Genomic DNA, 17,540 nt, shown 5'->3' with positions numbered 1-17,540 from the left:
ATTCAAAAAGATGTATGCAATGGGTACAAAGTAAATCCCTTTGACCGAAAATGACTAATTTTGCGACCTATGTCAAGGAAAATGAAAAATAAGGTCCTCCAAAACCTTAAAATCGAGCGAATTGCTACCGAAGGAAAATGTGTAGGGCATTACGAAGGAAAAGTGGTGTTTGTTAGTAATGTGGCTCCTGGCGACGTGGTAGATGCCCGGGTCACCCGTGGCAGAAGCAGCTTTATGGAGGCGGAGGCCATCGAAATACGGGAATATTCACCGGATCGGGTAAGCCCCTTTTGCGAACATTACGGCAGCTGCGGCGGATGCAAGTGGCAACATATCTCGTACGAACTGCAAATGGACTACAAACGGCAACAAGTCGTGGACCAATTCCAACGGATTGCCAAAGTTCCCCTGCCCGAAATCATGCCCATCATTGGCGCCAAAGATACCCGGTATTACCGAAACAAGCTTGATTTTACGTTTTCCAACAACCGCTGGCTGACGCGGGAAGAAATTGATTCGGGAGCCGATTTCGAGCGCAATGCCCTGGGCTTTCACGTACCCAAGCGTTTTGACAAAATTGTCGATATCCAGCATTGCTACTTGCAGGGATCCCTATCCAACGAAATCCGGAATGCGCTGCGTGACTTCGCCCTAGCGGAGCAGCTCAGCTTTTACGACATCATCCAACAAACCGGGCTGCTACGAAACCTCGTCATTCGCAGCACCCTGGACGATCAGGTCATGGCCATCGTACAGTTTGGGGAAGACGACCCGGCTGGTATTGAGAAAACGATGCAGTTTTTAAAGGAACAATTCCCGGGCATCACCTCGTTGTTATACATTGTCAACCTGAAAAAAAATGAAACGTTTCAGGACCTGGACGTACATCTGTATGCAGGAAAAGACCATATCGTAGAAACCATGGAGGGGCTGCGGTTTAAAATAGGGCCCAAGTCCTTTTACCAAACCAATTCCCGGCAAGCCCAGCGCCTGTACGAGGTAACCCGTGAATTTGCCGGACTGACCGGAGAGGAGACCGTGTATGACTTGTACACCGGTACCGGCACCATTGCCAATTTTGTAGCGAAACAGGCAAAGCAAGTAATCGGCATTGAGTACGTAGCCCCTGCCATCGCCGATGCCAAAGAAAATGCCTTGCAGAACGGAATCACCAATACCCTTTTCTATGCGGGCGATATGAAGGAAGTCCTAAACGAGTCCTTTGTTGCGGAGCACCAACCGCCGGATGTGGTCATCACCGATCCTCCCCGTGCAGGCATGCACGAAGATGTCACCCGGATGTTACTTATGCTGGGAGCACCTAAAATCGTGTATGTCAGTTGCAATCCTGCTACACAGGCTAGAGACGTGGCGCTGCTCGCCGAAAGATACGAGGTCCGGCGCATACAGCCTGTGGACATGTTTCCACAGACCTACCATGTAGAAAATGTAGTTTTACTTGAATTAAAAAACCATGATGATCAGTAACGATAACGATCCGGAACTAAACGGAAAATACCTCGGAACCATCAGCAGTGATTTCATTAAAATTTGTGAAAACCTGAAGGAAGCTTCCTACCAGGTCAGAAAACGGGGGTTTTCTGAGTACCCCATTTTTCCCATCAGCAAAACCGAACAACCCATCGGACAACTATTTCTGAGCAACAAGGAGAAACCCATCGATTGGAACTATTACATTACCTACCTCGATGAGTTTGTGCAACGAAAACTGATCCAGGAAGATGCCCTGGATCAGTTTAAAACTACTTACAAAGACCCCGATGAATTTTGTTGCCTGTTTGTGGTGGACGAAACCTTTACCAACTTTCTGTACATTCCCTATCCCAATGAATAAGTGCCGAATCATTGGAAAAGACCCTAAAAATGCTTCCAGCCCTGTGCTTTCAGGGGAACAGCTGTCTGGCTCTTGGTTATTAGCAGTTTGCCCTCTGCTGCGGCGGTAACATGGCCAATAAAATGAATGTCGGGGTGTTTTTCCAACTTGGGAAAATCCTTTTGATCGATGGTAAACAAAAGTTCGTAATCCTCCCCTCCGTTTAGCACACTGGTGATCGGATCCATGTTGAATTCGAAGGCCGTATCGTAGGTTTGCTTGTCGATGGGTAGCTTGTCTTCATAAATCGCTACTCCTACATCGGATGCCTGGCAAATGTGAAAAAGCTCGGAAGCCAGGCCATCGGAGACATCAATCATACTGCTTGGCACCAGGCCCAGCTCACGTAGTTCGTGCACAATATCCATTCGGGCATCTGGGCGCAGCTGCCTGCCAGTCACGTAGGGATACGCATCCAGGCGAGGTTGCATGTTGGGATCCGCCAAAAACACCTGCTTTTCCCGTTCCAGCACTTGAAGTCCCATAAAAGCCCCTCCCAAATCCCCGGTGACGCAGATGATGTCGTTAACCTTTGCACCTGATCGGTAGCAGATTTCCTCCTGTTTGGCTTCGCCGATAGCCGTCACGCTAATAACGAGACCGGACCGGGAGGCCGTGGTATCGCCGCCAACTACGTCTACCTTGTAGTGGGCCGCTGCCAGGTTAATGCCCTCGTAAATCGCTGCCACTGCCTCTACCGAAAAACGGTTTGATAGCGCCAGGCTGACGGTAAGCTGCGTTGGAACGGCATTCATGGCCGCTACATCGCTGACATTTACGGCAACCGCTTTAAATCCCAAATGCGTCAAGGGGGTATAAGACAGGTCAAAATGAACCCCTTCCAATAGCATGTCGGTGGTCACGACACGAACCAGATCCGTTGGCCCGAGAACTGCCGCATCGTCTCCGATGCCTTTCAAGGTGCCGGGCTGGTACAAGGTAACCGTTTCCCGGATGGTATCGATTAGCCCAAATTCGCCTATATTGCCGATTTCCGTTCTTTTTTCTTTTTCCATACACTGTATTGTCCAAATCCGGCGCCTGCGTTTACCTGCACCGGCACTTACAAAACGTAAAAATACGATTAAATTCCTGGCTACCCCAACCGGCAACGTCCTTCTTGCCCGCAATTGTGTTACCCTTACTCTCATTTCCTGACTTTCTAAGGATGGTAAACCAGCCGGTAGACTCCGGGGAAAAGGCTGGCTTTAACCGGCGAATGCTACCGAATTTAGCGTAAGTTTATTATCTTTGTTTGTATACATTATGGAATTTATTTTTATTCCGTATCGTTTAAGCGTAGTGTACAGTACGGGTAATTTAAACATCGAAAAGATATGATCATCGTTTCAGAAAAAGCCAGGGATCGAATCCTGGAGTTAAAACAAGAGGAAAAGAGAAAAGAAGAGGAAAATATCAGGGTGTCTGTAAAAGGTGGCGGCTGTTCGGGGCTTATGTACGATTTAGGCTTTGATGCCAGCACCTCTGACTCCGACCATATTTTCGAGGATAAAGGAGTAAAAATAATTGTAGACCGAAAAAGTCTGCTTTACCTGGCGGGTACGATCCTCGAATTTAGCGATGGATTGAACGGCAAAGGATTTCAATTTGTCAATCCAAATGCCTCCAGAACCTGCGGTTGTGGGGAAAGTTTCTCCATCTAGATCGGGGTACTTACGTCCCCAAAATCCCAAACCAGGAGAACCGGGTTTGGGATTTTTTTTTTGGCTGCCATTCGCCGAAGCAGGCCACCGACTGCTTCAAGATTACTTCAAAAACAAACGCGTAATTTGATCGATGAAAATACTGCTGATTGAAGACCAACCGGAACTATTGGACAGCATCCGGGAATTCCTTGCTTCGGAGGGGATCGTTTGCGAGTGCTGTGACAATTGCTTTGATGCGCAGGATAAGCTGTTGGTGTACAACTACGATTGCATCATTCTGGATATCATGTTGCCGGATGGCAGCGGGCTGGATTTGATTGATTTCATCAAGGAAAACCAGGAAAATAGCAATATTCTAATCATTTCGGCCAAAAACTCACTCAAAGACAAATTAGACGGCCTGGAACTGGGGGCCGACGATTACCTGACCAAGCCCTTTCACCTGGCAGAATTGCATGCCCGCCTTAAGGCGCTCTACCGAAGAAATCAATTGGGTGGTACCGATCAGTTGGTGTTTCGGGAAATACAGGTCAATCCCGAAAAAATGGAAGTGCGTGTCCGACAGGCGCCGCTCGAACTAACCAAAAAAGAATTTGACCTGCTGCTATTTTTCCTGACAAACAAAGACCGGGTTTTGAGCAGGCAGGCCATCGTAAACCACCTTTGGGGAGACTTTACCGACGACCTGGCAAATTTTGATTTCGTGTACCAGCACATCAAGAACCTCCGAAAGAAGATTTGCCAGGCCGGTGGGCTCGATTACATCGAAACGGTCTATGGCATCGGCTACAAATTCAATACCGCTAAGGAATGAAATTAATCAATCAATTTACCATTTGGTACCTGGGCATATCGATTATCGTCTTACTTATAGGCGGCGTGCTGATTTTTTACAAGCTGGAATCCGAAATTGATTTTGAGCAGGGCAAGGAACTGGAGCGGCAACTGGACAACTATGCCCGCAGGATGGAATTCATGGAAAACCCTGCAAGGCTGAAAAAGGACCGCCTGGAAATCCGGGAATTGCCCCTGGAAGCAGCCCAGATACCCTTTCAGGTAAACGACACACTTGCCTGGCACGAGCCCCTGGAGCAAGTAGAGCGGCAGGTAAAAGCCGGGCGGTCCTACCTGATCAATGGCAAACACTATTACATGTCCACCTACAATATCATGATTGAGTCGGATGACATTACCGAAACGGTGGTGCAAACCATGGTCGCCATTTTTCTGTTGCTGTTGATTTTTATCGTCGTGACCAGCCGATTGGTTTCCAAAAAAATCCTTCAACCCTTCCACCAGAGTCTGACTAAAATCAACGGTTTTACCTTCAAGGAAAATGCACCCTTGGAATTTGAGCCCTCCCGGATTGAAGAATTCGAAAAGCTACATGAGTTTCTCCGAAAGATGTCCCTACGCTTGCTGAGCGATTATAAAATCGTAAAGGAATTCTCCGAAAACCTGTCCCATGAGATCCAAACGCCCATCGCCATCACCTCGGGTAAATTGGAACTATTGCTCAACAGCCCGATTAATGACCAACAAGCCAAATGGATCGCTGCGGCCTACCAGTCCACCCAAAAAATGAGTAAAACGGTCCACTCCCTGGCCACTCTGGCCAAACTGGAAAACCAGGAGTTTGAAGGTAACCAACGGCTGGATCTTTCTCAATTGATCCATCAATCCATTGCCGGGTACGAAGAGCTGATCGCCATCAAAAATATCCGCCTCCATTCAAACATCGCCCCGGAGGTCCATATCGAAATGCATCCAAACATGGCAGAAATGCTGGTAGATAACCTGCTAAGCAATGCCATCAAGCACAACCAAAACCCCGGATACATCGACATCGTGGTCAGCCAAAACCACCTAACGATTCGGAATTCGGGCAGTCAACCTAAAACTGACGTGGCGGAATTCCTGGAACGCTTTAAAAAAGGAAACCCCTCCAGCGACTCCATTGGGCTGGGATTATCTATTGTTCAACAAATTTGCCGGATTCATGGTTTTACACTCGACTATCAATTTTCCGAAGGCGAACATCGGATTCGTATCGAACTTCAAGATTGAATCAGATTGTAAACCTATACTTGCAGTGTAATACCAAATACCATGAAACGATACCAACTATATTTAACTACCCTTTTTTTGTTTTGCCTGTTTGCCGGCAGTAATGCCTTCGGTCAATCCGACGACATTTCCCTGCGCGGCACCCTGGTAGACAATGCCAGTCGCGATCCACTTTCGTTTGTACAGGTAGCATTGTACAAACCGGGCGCAGACCAGCCCGTTACCTTTTCCGATACCGATGAGGCGGGAAAGTTTTCCCTGCGCGCAGCCGAAGGGACCTACGTATTGCGTTTTTTTCTCCTCGGCTTTAATGAACAAGAGGTGGAAGTAGATCTCCGGCAAAACAAAGTACTGGAAACCATCGCGTTGGTTGCTGAAAATCAGGATTTGGAGGAAGTGATCGTGCAGTCTTCTAAATTTCCAATTCGTTCCGACGCTGAGGGGTTAACCATAAATCCGAGCCAAAACCTCTCCAACCTGGGAGGTACACTTTTGGACATTCTTCGAAACACGCCATCTGTCAGTGTATCGGAAGATGGAGCCATCACGCTCCGGGGTAGCTCCGGAACCAATGTACTGATCAATGGAAGAAACTCTTCTCTCACCCAAAATTTGGATCAAATTCCGGCCAGTGCCATTGAACAAATCAAAATAATCAATAATCCCAATGCCAGGTATGACGCCGAGGCAGAAGCCGGGGTAATTGACATAATTTTGAAAAAAGGAGAAAATTTAGGAACCCACGGAAGTGGCGAATTAACATATGGCACCAGAGGCAGAATGAATGCTGGGGCAAACATCAATCACCGTACGCTTCGGTACAACGTCTTTGCAGGTTACAATTTCCGGAGGTGGCGTTCTGTCGGTGAACGACGTACCGAGCGGGAAATCTTTGAAGACGAAGAAATCTTGGACCAACAGACCAATTCGACCAATGAAAACCTGGGGCATAACCTCAATTTCGGTGCCGATTACTACTTTGGAAACAATATCATCAGTTACGAGGGTTTCTTTCAGACCAGTGACGATAGTCAGGTAAATACCCTCTATGCCGACCTGCGGGACGTGGATACCAACGACCTGGTCCTGGAGTACGTCCGAAGAAACCGGGAAACAGAGGCCGATGACGGCATCGATAATGCCCTTATTTACGAACGCACCTTTGACAATCCCGACAAAAGTTTTAAGCTGATTGCGAGTAATTCCTACCGCAACCAGTACAAAATTCAAAATATTGACATTTTCCGAAACAGTTCCGAACCGCTGGATGAGAATCTGAATGGTAGGGAACGGGCATTTACTGACGAAAAGCGCTACGTTTCCATTGTACAGACGGACTTCACCACACCGCTGGCCTCCGGGGCAAAGATCGAGGCAGGCTTAAAGTCCACCATTCGGAAATTTGACAACGACTATGTTTATAGCCGGTTTGAAGAAAACACCCAGGATTTTGTAGACGATCCTGCGGTCAGCAACCGCTTTGTGTACAAGGACCAAATCCACGCCGGGTATTTCATCTATTCCGGCTCCTCGTCGCGTTTTGAGTATACCGCGGGGCTGCGTGGTGAGTACACATTTGTAGACACTTACCTGGCCAATACCGGGGAGTCGAATAAGCAAAACTACATCAATTTATTTCCCAGCCTGCAAACCCTTTACAAACTCAATGAGGAGAACTCTGTCAAATTTTCCTACAGCCGGAGAATTGACCGCCCTACTGCCTGGCGACTCAATCCCTTTCCCGATATCACGGACTCCCTGAGTGTGCGAAGGGGAAATCCGAACCTACAACCGGAAATGATCCATTCAATAGAATTGGGGCACATGGCTAACTTTGAAAATTCCAGTCTGACCACAAATCTCTTCTACCGCCATGTCGACGGACAGTTGGACTTTGTCACCCTGGTCGAAGACGGCATTTCCTACTCCCAACCCGCCAACCTGAATACGGCCGTATCCTACGGGGTTGAATTCATTGGCATCACGGACGTACTGCCCTGGTGGAACATCAACGGCAGTGTTACTGCCTTTCGAATACAGGTCGACGGGTCCAATGTTGGGGAGGAATTCATCAATCAGGGCTTTGCCTGGAATTCCAAACTGATGAATAGCTTTGAGCTGCCCAAAAACTTTAGCCTGCAATTCGTGGCCAACTACGAGTCAGCGGAGATCGAAGCCCAGGGAAGGGACCTGGCCCAATATTACATGGATGTCAACCTGCAGAAAAGCTTCTGGGAAAATAAGGGAGCGCTTTCCCTGAGTCTGCGCGATGTCTTTGACACCCAGCGATTTGCAGGAAACAGCCTGACCAACACGTTCCGTCAAACCTTTTATGCCAAACGGGAGACCCGTATCCTGATGGTAAGTGGCAGGTACCGATTTTAAATGAATTAGGTTAATAGTTGATTGGAAATCCAGTCTCTTTTGGAGTCTGGATTTTTTGGATCGCACCCCTGGTAAATCACGACTAAATTCGGGTAGAAGGGTTCATTTTTGTGGCAAAAAACGAGCGTTTCTTTCAAAAATTACTTTTTTTCGTTTTTTTATTATACCTTTGTCTCCTTCAAGGAAAGGTTACTTTTCGTTAAAATCATCTAACAGCGCGTATTACAAGAGTAACAGGCAATACACCCAATCGTAGCCTAAATCGTTAAAAAACCTAATCTATTCGTGTATGAAAAGAAGTGTACTCCTTTTGGTGACGCTGATGCTGGCATTTCCGCTAATCGGCTGGTCCCAAAACAAAACCGTTACCGGCACAGTCGTTTCCGGAGAGGATAACCTGACCCTGCCGGGAGTGAATGTCCGGGTTCAAGGAACGAACCGCGGCACGGTGACCGACATCGATGGCGGTTACTCGATTTCCGTAAGCAATGAGGAAACCTTGGTGTTTTCCTATATCGGGTTTATCACTCAGGAAGTCCAAATTGACAACCAAAGCACCATCGATATTACCCTGATGCCAGATGCGAAAACGCTGGGAGAAGTGGTGGTGGTAGGCTATGGAAGTGTCACTCGGGGAGACCTGACTGGTAATGTCGCCTCCCTTAAGGGCGCAGATATTGCCAACGTGCCGGTCCCTACTTTTCAGGAAGCCATTCAGGGACGAATGTCAGGTGTTTTCGTTGAATCCTCCAGTGGAAAGGTAGGAGAAGGCGTCAAAATCCGGGTCCGTGGTACCTCTTCCATTTCAGGAGGCAACGAACCACTCTACGTCATCGACGGAATTCCCGTAACCTCGGGCGGGACGATCGGTAAGAGCAACCCCATGGCCGATATCAATTTCAACGATATCGAATCCTTCGAGGTATTGAAGGACGCGTCGGCAGCTGCCATTTATGGCGCACGGGGATCAAACGGAGTGGTGCTAATCACCACTAAAAGTGGTACGGCAGGCAAAACCAAGTTCAATGTGGGAATTCAACGGGGAGTCAGTAGCCCTACCCGAAGAAATGAGTTTCTGAATTCTGCCCAGTACATCGAGCTAATGCGCGAATCCGGATACAACAACGACCTGGCAAATGGGCTGGACCCCCTAAACAACCCCGCCGACTACGAAGATTCGGATCTGGAGTTTGTTGAGACCCGGCTGGACCGCTACGCCGGACACACCGATTGGCGGAATGGCGGCGTCGATACTGACTGGCAGGAACAGGCATTCAACCCGGATGCCGGCATCACCAATGTAAACTTTTCTGCAAACGGTGGCAACGAATCCACGCGCTTTTATTTCTCTACCGCCTATGACAAGCAGGATGGGATCATGATCCGTAACAAGTTTGAGCGTATTTCGGGAAGGCTAAATCTGGACCACAAGGTATCCGACCGTTTCTCAATCGGAGCCAACTTTAGTTTTTCCAGAACAGAAACGACCACCTTACCCGAAGACAACCAGTTCAATAACCCGATTCAGTTGGTGGCACTGGCCCCCATTACACCCATCCGGGACGAAAACGGAATGCTGTACGATCGCCCCACGACTACGTACTACAACAACCTGATCGACTCTGAAAATGCCAATTGGCTTACCTCTACCTACCGGAATATCAATACTATTTTTGGTGAATATGCCTTCAGCGATAAGCTGCGATTCCGGTCCGAATTTGGCGTGGATATCATCAATCAAAACGATGACCGGTTTTTCGGATCCCGTACCATCACTGGACAGGGCACAAACGGTGAGGGTAGTTCACGATGGGCACGGATCCTTAATTACAATACCAACAATTACTTCACCTACACGGACACCTTTGCCGAGAGGCATCAATTCGAGGCCGTAGGGGGTATGGCCTTCCAAAAAACAGAAGATGATTATACTCGCGTGGATGGACAGGAATTTCCGTTGGATGAATTGAGAACGCTGGAATCAGCCGCCGAAATCGTGGAAGGAACCTCTGAATTTACACATCACTCCTTTCTTTCCTACTTTTCCAGAATCAACTACAAACTGGACAACAAATACCTGATGACCTTGAGCGCTCGCTACGATGCATCTTCTCGTTTTGGACGGAATAACCAGTGGGGATTCTATCCGGCAGCATCCCTAGGTTGGGTTGTCACAGAAGAAAGCTTTTTAACTGGCAAAGAGGGGATAAGCTTACTTAAGATACGGGCTTCCTATGGTCTGACGGGAAACGCGGATATCGGCGACTTTGATCACCTGGGCTTGTTTGGTCCGGTTTCCTACGGCTTGCAACCCGGCTTGCAGCCCACACAAATTCCAAATCCAAACCTCACCTGGGAAACCACGGCGCAGTTCAACGTAGGAGTCGAATTCGGTCTCTTTAACGATCGACTGACCGGAGAATTGGACTACTACGACAAGCAAACCAGCGATTTGTTGTTGTTGGTACCCGTGCCAGGAACCACCGGTTTCGCCACGCAGCGGCAAAATATAGGAAAAATGCAGAATTATGGATTTGAGGTGGTGTTGAATTCAGCCAACTATGCAGACCAGGATTTCAGCTGGAATACCTCCCTTAATTTCGCCCGGAATATCAACCGGGTGCGGGAGCTCTCCGAAGGACAGAATTCTATTCCTCCCTCCTCGTCTCGGTTTCTAAACGGTATATTCATCGGCGAGTCCATTGGGGTGTTTTACGGTCCTCGGTATGCAGGAGTTGACCCGGCAAACGGGGATGCGCTCTATTATACCGATGAGGACCTTAGCGAAACCACCAATGATTACAACGAAGCAGCAAGAATGGTAGTAGGTGATCCCAATCCGGATTTCATTGCGGGAATTACCAATAACATTTCCTACAAAAACCTGCAACTTTCTTTTCTTTTCCAGGGCGTGTTCGGAAACGATATCTACGAAGGGGGAGCTGGCTTCTATGCCGCTAACGGGGATTGGTTTGACAACAGTACGGCTGCCCAATTTGACCGCTGGCAAAATCCCGGAGACATCACCGACATTCCACAGGCCAGACTTGGGGAATGCAACGGCTGCAACGCTTCCAGCCGATTTATTTCGGATGGCAGCTACGTGCGTCTAAAAACCCTCTCGCTGGGTTATAACCTGCCATCGACAGTACTCGAGCGGATGAAAATCAGCAGTGCACGAATTTACTTAATGGCACAAAATCTGTTGACCTTTACCAATTACATGGGATGGGATCCCGAGGTAAACGCGGATTATCTGGGAGCCACTACCTCCGATGCCAACGTTTTCCAGGGCAACGATTTTTATACTGCCCCGCAAGCGAAAACCTTCTCTTTAGGTATCAATGTCGGATTTTAATTACGGAAACCAATGAAATACACTACGATACATCTTTCCCTGATCTTAGGCGCATCCTTACTAATAGGCGCCTGCGCGGATCAACTGGACCTGCAACCTGCTCAAAGCGTGGATCAGGAAATTGCCCTGAATAGCGACGCGAATATCAAGCGGGTGCTGATTGGCGCCTATGCCGACCTACGAGACGAAGATTTGTGGGGAGGCCGAACTCTCCTGTATGCGGAAATGCTCAGCGCTAATGGCGAAATCCGCTGGGAAGGCACCTTTAACCAACCCAGAGAGGTTTATAACAAGAGCATTTTTACCAATAATTCCTTTGTCACCGATACCTGGCTTCGGGCCTACAGCGCGATCAACGTATGCAACAATATCCTTGAAGTAATCAATCTGGTCGATGAAGCGGACAGAGACCGCGTGCGGGGAGAAGCCCTGTTTATACGAGGTGCCGTCTATTTCGAATTGGTGAAGCTGTACGGATTGCCTTATGCTGCTGGAAACACAGGTACCAACCTGGCTGTACCCCTGGTTCTGAACCCAACGCGGGAAGTGAGCGAGGAAGATCAGGCGCCGCGAAATACGGTAGAGGAAGTGTACCAGCAAGTAGTATCCGATTTGGAGACAGCCGAAGGCCTGCTCCCGGAAACCAATGGCTTTTTCGCCCGTAATTACGTGGCCTCCGCCTTGCTTTCCCGGGTCTATTTGCAAATGGAGCGTTTTGCCGACGCCAGGGATGCGGCAAACCGAGCCATAGATCTGGCAACTGCCAACGGCAAAGGACTGGTAAATCAATACATGGCGGCATTCAACAACGAAGCAGATTCCCAGGAGGATTTGTTCACCATCCAGGTCAATGCGCAGGATCCGGATAACAGCATGCACCTGTTTTACTCCACCCCCGAATTTGGTGGCAGAGATGGGGATATTACCATTCTCAGCAGCCATATCAATCAATACGAGCCGGGCGATGACCGTTTGGAACAATTTGTGGTACGAGCAGGGGAAACCCGCACCGACAAGTGGCGGGAGCAATTCCGGAACGTAAAAATAATCCGCCTGGCAGAAATGTACCTTACACGTGCGGAAGCAAACTTTCGGGAAGGGACTTCGATCGGCGCCACGCCACTGGAAGACATTAACCGGATTCGACTTCGTGTAAACCTACCGGAAAAAACCAGCCTGAGCCTGGACGAAATCCTACAAGAGCGAAAACTTGAACTTGCGCACGAAGGACATTTTATCCACGATAGCAAACGTACACGAAGGGAGATTCAGGACAACAATACCCCTACCCTGCAATACCCCTACGACGACCCCAAGCTGGTATTTCCAATTCCCCAACGGGAAATGGACGCAAATTCTTCCCTGATTCAAAATCCGGGATACGGCGGGTAAAGATCCACAATGCCACGCGCACGGATCCGGACCATAAGCCAACTGGCTGCGTTAAGGAACGCCACAAAAAGACCAGTCCTCAGCGGACTGGTCTTTTTTCATGCCCCACTTCTGAAAAATTAATCACATTGCTTACCTTTGAGCTTTACAAGCCACTACTTCATGCAGGATCCTATAAAAAAAATAGTACTAAATGACATTCACGAAGCACTGGGTGCAAAAATGATTCCCTTTGCCGGCTTCTACATGCCGGTCAGGTACCATTCGGACATTGCCGAGCACAAAGCCGTCCGGGAAAACGTGGGGGTCTTTGACGTTTCTCACATGGGCGAATTCATCATTTCAGGACCGCATGCACTGGAACTCATTCAAAAGGTCAGCTCCAACGATGCCGCCAGTCTTTCCGTGGGGCAGGCACAGTACGCCTGTCTCCCCAACGAAACCGGCGGAATTGTGGACGACTTGCTGGTGTATCGGCTGGATGACGCCCGCTACCTTTTGGTGGTGAATGCCTCCAACATCGAAAAGGATTGGAATTGGATACAAACGCACAATACAATGGGGGCAACTATGGAGAATTGTTCGGATGCGTTTTGCCTGTTTGCCGTTCAGGGACCCAATGCCACCAAGGTGCTACAGCCGCTCACGGACATACCGCTGGCCGAGATACCTTTTTACCATTTCCGCACCGGGAAATTTGCCGGAGCGTCTGAGGTGATCGTATCCGCAACGGGCTATACTGGCGCAGGAGGATTTGAGCTGTACGTAAAAAACGCAGATGCTTCGGCCGTATGGAACGCCCTTTTTGCATCTGGAAAACCCTATGACATTCAACCCATTGGTCTGGGAGCCAGGGATACCCTGCGGCTGGAAATGGGCTATTGCCTCTACGGCAACGATATCACCGAGGAAACCTCCCCCATTGAAGCTGGATTGGGCTGGATCACGAAATTCACCAAGGACTTTATCAACCACAAGGACTTAAAGGAGCAAAAACAGACCGGTGTAAAAAGAAAATTGGTCGGATTCGTACTTGAGGAAAAGGGAATTCCCCGTGCCCATTACCCCATAGTGAACACGGAAGGCGTTACCATCGGCAGGGTAACATCCGGAAGTCTTTCTCCCAGTATGGGCATAGGCATTGGTCTTGGATACGTGGATGTAGCCTATGCCAAACCGGGCACCCGTATCGGTATCGAAGTCCGCAAAAAATCCCTTGAAGCCACTATCAAAAAACTTCCCTTACTGACCAAATGAGGAACATCGAAACCTGTATCAGTCCGGAACTGATCCACCTACACGATTTAACGCAAAAGACCGTGGTGGTCGTGGATATTTTTAGAGCAAGTTCTACCATGGTTACTGCCCTTTCGAATGGGGTGCGGTGCATCAAGCCTCTAAGCGATTTGGACGAGTGCCGCAACTACAAAAACAAAAATTGGTTGATTGCTGGCGAAAGAAACGGACAGCAAGCCGAAGGATTCGACCTGGGAAACAGTCCCCTTTCCTTTCTAGGCAATGCCTTTGCCGGCGAAAAACTGGCCATGACCACGACCAATGGAACCCGGGCCATTTCGCTTGCGGAGGCGGATTCGGAAGAAATCCTGATCGGCTCCTTCCTCAACCTGCAAGCCACGGTAGATTACCTGCAAATTAGCGACCGGGACGTTCTCGTGCTTTGCGCAGGATGGAAAGGAAAATTCAACATCGAGGACTCCTTGTATGCAGGAGCACTTTCCCTGACACTGGGTTGGAAACACGACTGCGATGCCACCCTGGCGATGGAGGCGGTCTTTCAGCAGGCAGGTGAAAACCTTTCCTTTTTTCTGGAAAAAGCCTCGCATGCCAAAAGACTCCAAAATCACCAGCTGGAAAAGGACATCGATTTTTGCCTGGAATTAAACCGGTACAACGCCGTCGTGCATCTGGACGAAGGGCTGCTAAAAGTAAAGCCTGCTGCTGCCAAACAAAGAAGGCTGTCTCCAGAGGGAAACAGCCTTCAATCGTAGAACACAGGTATTCTTACATTTCGGGAAGAATGACGGTGTCAATCACATGAACCATGCCGTTTGTGGCTTCAATATCTGCCGCGGTCACAGTCGCTTTGTTAATCATGGCCTTGCCACCTGCCAGCTTTACCGTCACTTTTTGCCCCTGCACGGTTTCCACTTCCATCCCATCTTTCAAATCCGAAGATTTAATTGATCCGGGAATGACATGGTACGTAAGTATCTTAACCAACTGGTCTTTATTTTCCGGCTTAAGCAAACTCTCCACCGTGCCTGCGGGTAATTTGGCGAAGGCCTCGTTGGTGGGTGCAAAAACCGTAAACGGACCATCGCCCTTCAATACGTCTACCAGACCACCTGCTTTCACAGCGGCTACCAGGGTGGATAAAAAATCCGTTCCAGCCGCGAGGTCTACAATGTCTTTGTCCGCTTTCACAGCGGTGGCGGGTGTTTTTTCGTCATCATTGGCGAATGACCCGAAGACTACCAAAGTAGCCATTAGGAAAATACTCAGTAATTTTTTCATGGTATGTTGATTTAGTTGATATGGTAAAGAAACCTAAATCAAATGTAATTGTTTAAAAATATATCTCAGAAAAATCAAAATTTAAGTTTAATAAACACAAAAAAGTAGTTAATTTACGTACATTCAACGTACACTCCAAAATCTGTACAAAATCGAGCTGCAAGCAATAAGCCTCGACAAAGGGGAAATTTGTGATTTTCTGCTATCCGTCTATTGAATCCAATCCATCACCGCTTTCTGACCAGCCCAAAAACCTTGTAAATCGCTGAAAAACAACGATTAAAAAAACTGTAGGCATTGATATCCAGCTCGCTTCCCTGAGAATCCCACCAACTTGGGTTGTTGCAGTTGGGAAGTTAGCGGTACGGGATTTGATCAACTGTTGCAGGGAAAAAAAACCATCCAAAACGTTATCTGTTTTTAAACGCCAGGTAATCCCCACCGGCTATTGGAACAAAATGATCGGTGTAGCCGGAGTGCAGGTATATCCAGGCAGTTTTGCGAGAACCATCCGCCAGGCGAACCGCCGTTTGCTTCCGTTCAAACGTCACACCGGTTTCCAGAGGCTCACCTACCCCTTCGTATTCATCCATCAATTCCAATACACGTTCCTCGGCTTCCAGGGCGTAGACGTCTCCGTAAACCCGATGCGACGGATCGGAGGAAAGCACCGCCACCGGATAGGGTCCTCGGTCGTAGAGCCTGCCCTGAAACGTACCCCTTCCCAGGTACCTGCCGAGTTCCTCCAGGGTCTTTGCCATGGGGTGGGCAAATCCTCTCCGCAGCGTTCCGTAGACAAACAAGGTGCCAACTGCCGCCATGTCGGTTATTTTTGGTGCCGATTGATCAGCACCTCCATTACCTCATCCAGTTCGTACCCTTTGGCTTCCAGTAATACAAGGTAATGAAACAAAAGGTCAGCGGCTTCCCCGAGAAACAGTTCCTTGTTATCGTCCTTCGCCTCGATTACAATTTCCACCGCCTCTTCCCCGACTTTTTGCGCGACTTTATTGATACCGGATGCAAATAGCGAGGCCGTGTAGGATTTATCGGAAGGATTGTTTTTCCGATCTTTTATCACCTTCCGAAGGGCATCGATAAAGTAGGTCTTGCTGTGGTTTTGATGCGCAAAACAGGTGTCCTCTCCGGTATGGCATACGGGGCCCTGAGGAGTCGCCTGTATCAATAGGGTGTCCTGGTCACAATCCAGTTCGATTTTCCGGATGAGTAGGAAGTTTCCCGAGGTTTCACCCTTGGTCCAGAGACGTTGTTTGGTGCGGCTGAAAAAGGTCACTTTCCCCGTTTTTCGGGAAAGGTCCAGGGCTTCTTGATTCATGTATCCCATCATCAGTACTTCCCTGCTGTGCGCATCCTGCACGATGGCAGGTACCAAACCATTCACTTTATCAAAATCTACAACTAATCTGTCCATTCTTTCTTTTTTAGTTTGCTTGACTCATCGGCCAAATGCGACATCGGCCCACCGCTAGCGCCGTATGGTAATCCCTTCGTTTTCAAGATACTGTTTTAACGTAGGAATGGGAATTTCCTTAAAGTGGAAAATACTGGCAGCCAGGGCTGCATCCGCCTTTCCGGCTGTAAAGACGTCTTTAAAATGCTGCATGTTTCCAGCTCCTCCGGAAGCAATAATCGGAATGGAAAGCAACGAGGAAAGGTCCGCGGTAATTTCGTTTGCAAAACCATTTTTCACGCCATCGTGATCCATGGAGGTCAGCAAGATTTCACCGGCGCCCCTGTCGGTCACCTCTTTCGCCCATTCCCTGGTCTGCAAAAGGGTAGGCCTTCTACCTCCATGGGTGTGGACAAAATCGATTCCGTCGATATTCTTGGTATCAATGGCTACCACGATACACTGGCTCCCAAATTCCCTGGCCATCTCGTCTACCGCACGGGGATTTTTTACAGCGGCCGAGTTGATGCTGATTTTATCGGCACCAGCATTTAACAGGGCTTTCACGTCTTCCACATTGGAAATCCCTCCTCCTACGGTAAAGGGGATATTTACGGTTTTCGCTACGCGGGTTACCAGGTCCACCAAGGTCTTTCGCTTTTCTACCGTGGCGGTAATATCCAGGTAAACCAGCTCATCGGCCCCCTCCTGGGCATATAGACGGCCCAACTCCACCGGGTCACCAGCATCCCTTAATTCAACAAAATTGACCCCCTTCACGGTTCTCCCATCTTTGACGTCCAGGCAGGGAATGATTCTTTTGGTTAACAT

At 48.6% G+C, this 17,540-nt stretch carries 15 protein-coding genes; 10 read left to right on the top strand and 5 right to left on the bottom strand.

Annotated features, from left to right (window positions below; all coding sequences use genetic code 11):
- Positions 1-69: 69 nt before the first annotated feature.
- Together rlmD and BMW71_RS21330 are read left to right on the top strand one after the other, a co-directional pair.
- Positions 70-1,488 (top strand): 23S rRNA (uracil(1939)-C(5))-methyltransferase RlmD, encoded by a 1,419-nt coding sequence (gene rlmD / locus BMW71_RS21335; protein WP_092178547.1) that lies wholly within the window; start codon positions 70-72, stop codon positions 1,486-1,488.
- Positions 1,478-1,855, top strand: coding sequence for a hypothetical protein (locus BMW71_RS21330; RefSeq protein ID WP_092178625.1), 378 nt, complete (start codon positions 1,478-1,480; stop codon positions 1,853-1,855). The genes rlmD and BMW71_RS21330 overlap by 11 nt, the downstream gene beginning before the upstream one ends.
- 23 nt (positions 1,856-1,878) lie before the next feature.
- On the opposite strand, the gene thiL is transcribed toward BMW71_RS21330, so the two are convergent.
- Entirely contained in the window at positions 1,879-2,910 is a 1,032-nt protein-coding gene (gene thiL, locus BMW71_RS21325; protein ID WP_092178545.1) for a thiamine-phosphate kinase, read from the bottom strand.
- Between the two features lie 321 nt (positions 2,911-3,231).
- Here thiL and BMW71_RS21320 point away from each other — a divergent pair, with 321 nt between their 5' ends.
- From BMW71_RS21320 to BMW71_RS21285, 8 genes are all read left to right on the top strand, one after another.
- Complete coding sequence (locus BMW71_RS21320; RefSeq protein WP_092178543.1) at positions 3,232-3,558, top strand: HesB/IscA family protein; 327 nt, start codon at positions 3,232-3,234, stop codon at positions 3,556-3,558.
- A gap of 133 nt (positions 3,559-3,691) precedes the next feature.
- A complete protein-coding gene (locus BMW71_RS21315) occupies positions 3,692-4,375 on the top strand; it encodes a response regulator transcription factor (RefSeq protein WP_092178541.1) in 684 nt (227 codons plus the stop codon).
- Positions 4,372-5,628, top strand: a complete 1,257-nt coding sequence (locus tag BMW71_RS21310; protein ID WP_092178539.1) for a sensor histidine kinase — start codon at positions 4,372-4,374, stop codon at positions 5,626-5,628. The genes BMW71_RS21315 and BMW71_RS21310 overlap by 4 nt, the downstream gene beginning before the upstream one ends.
- Positions 5,629-5,670: 42 nt before the next feature.
- On the top strand, positions 5,671-8,013 hold the full coding sequence (locus BMW71_RS21305; RefSeq protein WP_092178537.1) for a TonB-dependent receptor: 2,343 nt from the start codon (positions 5,671-5,673) through the stop codon (positions 8,011-8,013).
- A gap of 289 nt (positions 8,014-8,302) precedes the next feature.
- Positions 8,303-11,371: a SusC/RagA family TonB-linked outer membrane protein gene (locus BMW71_RS21300; RefSeq protein WP_092178535.1), complete on the top strand. Its 3,069-nt coding sequence runs from the start codon at positions 8,303-8,305 to the stop codon at positions 11,369-11,371.
- A 12-nt stretch (positions 11,372-11,383) separates the two neighbouring features.
- Positions 11,384-12,763 carry a RagB/SusD family nutrient uptake outer membrane protein gene (locus BMW71_RS21295; RefSeq protein ID WP_092178533.1) on the top strand — a complete coding sequence of 460 codons (1,380 nt, stop codon included), beginning with the start codon at positions 11,384-11,386 and terminating at the stop codon, positions 12,761-12,763.
- 162 nt (positions 12,764-12,925) lie between these two features.
- Positions 12,926-14,020 (top strand): glycine cleavage system aminomethyltransferase GcvT, encoded by a 1,095-nt coding sequence (gcvT, locus tag BMW71_RS21290; RefSeq protein ID WP_092178531.1) that lies wholly within the window; start codon positions 12,926-12,928, stop codon positions 14,018-14,020.
- On the top strand, positions 14,017-14,772 hold the full coding sequence (locus BMW71_RS21285; RefSeq protein WP_092178529.1) for a 2-phosphosulfolactate phosphatase: 756 nt from the start codon (positions 14,017-14,019) through the stop codon (positions 14,770-14,772). Before gcvT ends, BMW71_RS21285 begins: the two co-directional genes overlap by 4 nt.
- A gap of 13 nt (positions 14,773-14,785) precedes the next feature.
- Here BMW71_RS21285 and BMW71_RS21280 read toward each other — a convergent pair whose 3' ends face one another.
- The 4 genes from BMW71_RS21280 to hisF form a co-directional block, all read right to left on the bottom strand.
- Positions 14,786-15,298 carry a fasciclin domain-containing protein gene (locus tag BMW71_RS21280; RefSeq protein WP_092178527.1) on the bottom strand — a complete coding sequence of 171 codons (513 nt, stop codon included), beginning with the start codon at positions 15,296-15,298 and terminating at the stop codon, positions 14,786-14,788.
- 410 nt (positions 15,299-15,708) lie between these two features.
- Positions 15,709-16,119: a gamma-glutamylcyclotransferase family protein gene (locus BMW71_RS21275; RefSeq protein ID WP_092178525.1), complete on the bottom strand. Its 411-nt coding sequence runs from the start codon at positions 16,117-16,119 to the stop codon at positions 15,709-15,711.
- A gap of 5 nt (positions 16,120-16,124) precedes the next feature.
- Positions 16,125-16,730, bottom strand: coding sequence for a bifunctional phosphoribosyl-AMP cyclohydrolase/phosphoribosyl-ATP diphosphatase HisIE (gene hisIE / locus BMW71_RS21270; RefSeq protein ID WP_092178523.1), 606 nt, complete (start codon positions 16,728-16,730; stop codon positions 16,125-16,127).
- 54 nt (positions 16,731-16,784) lie between these two features.
- A complete protein-coding gene (gene hisF, locus BMW71_RS21265; RefSeq protein ID WP_092178521.1) occupies positions 16,785-17,540 on the bottom strand; it encodes an imidazole glycerol phosphate synthase subunit HisF in 756 nt (251 codons plus the stop codon).

It is taken from the genome of Cyclobacterium xiamenense, from assembly GCF_900109255.1.
In the GTDB taxonomy this organism is placed as follows: Bacteria; Bacteroidota; Bacteroidia; order Cytophagales; family Cyclobacteriaceae; genus Cyclobacterium; species Cyclobacterium xiamenense.
Note: the sequence above shows the minus strand (reverse complement) of the source record. Positions and strands in the feature narration are given on the sequence as shown.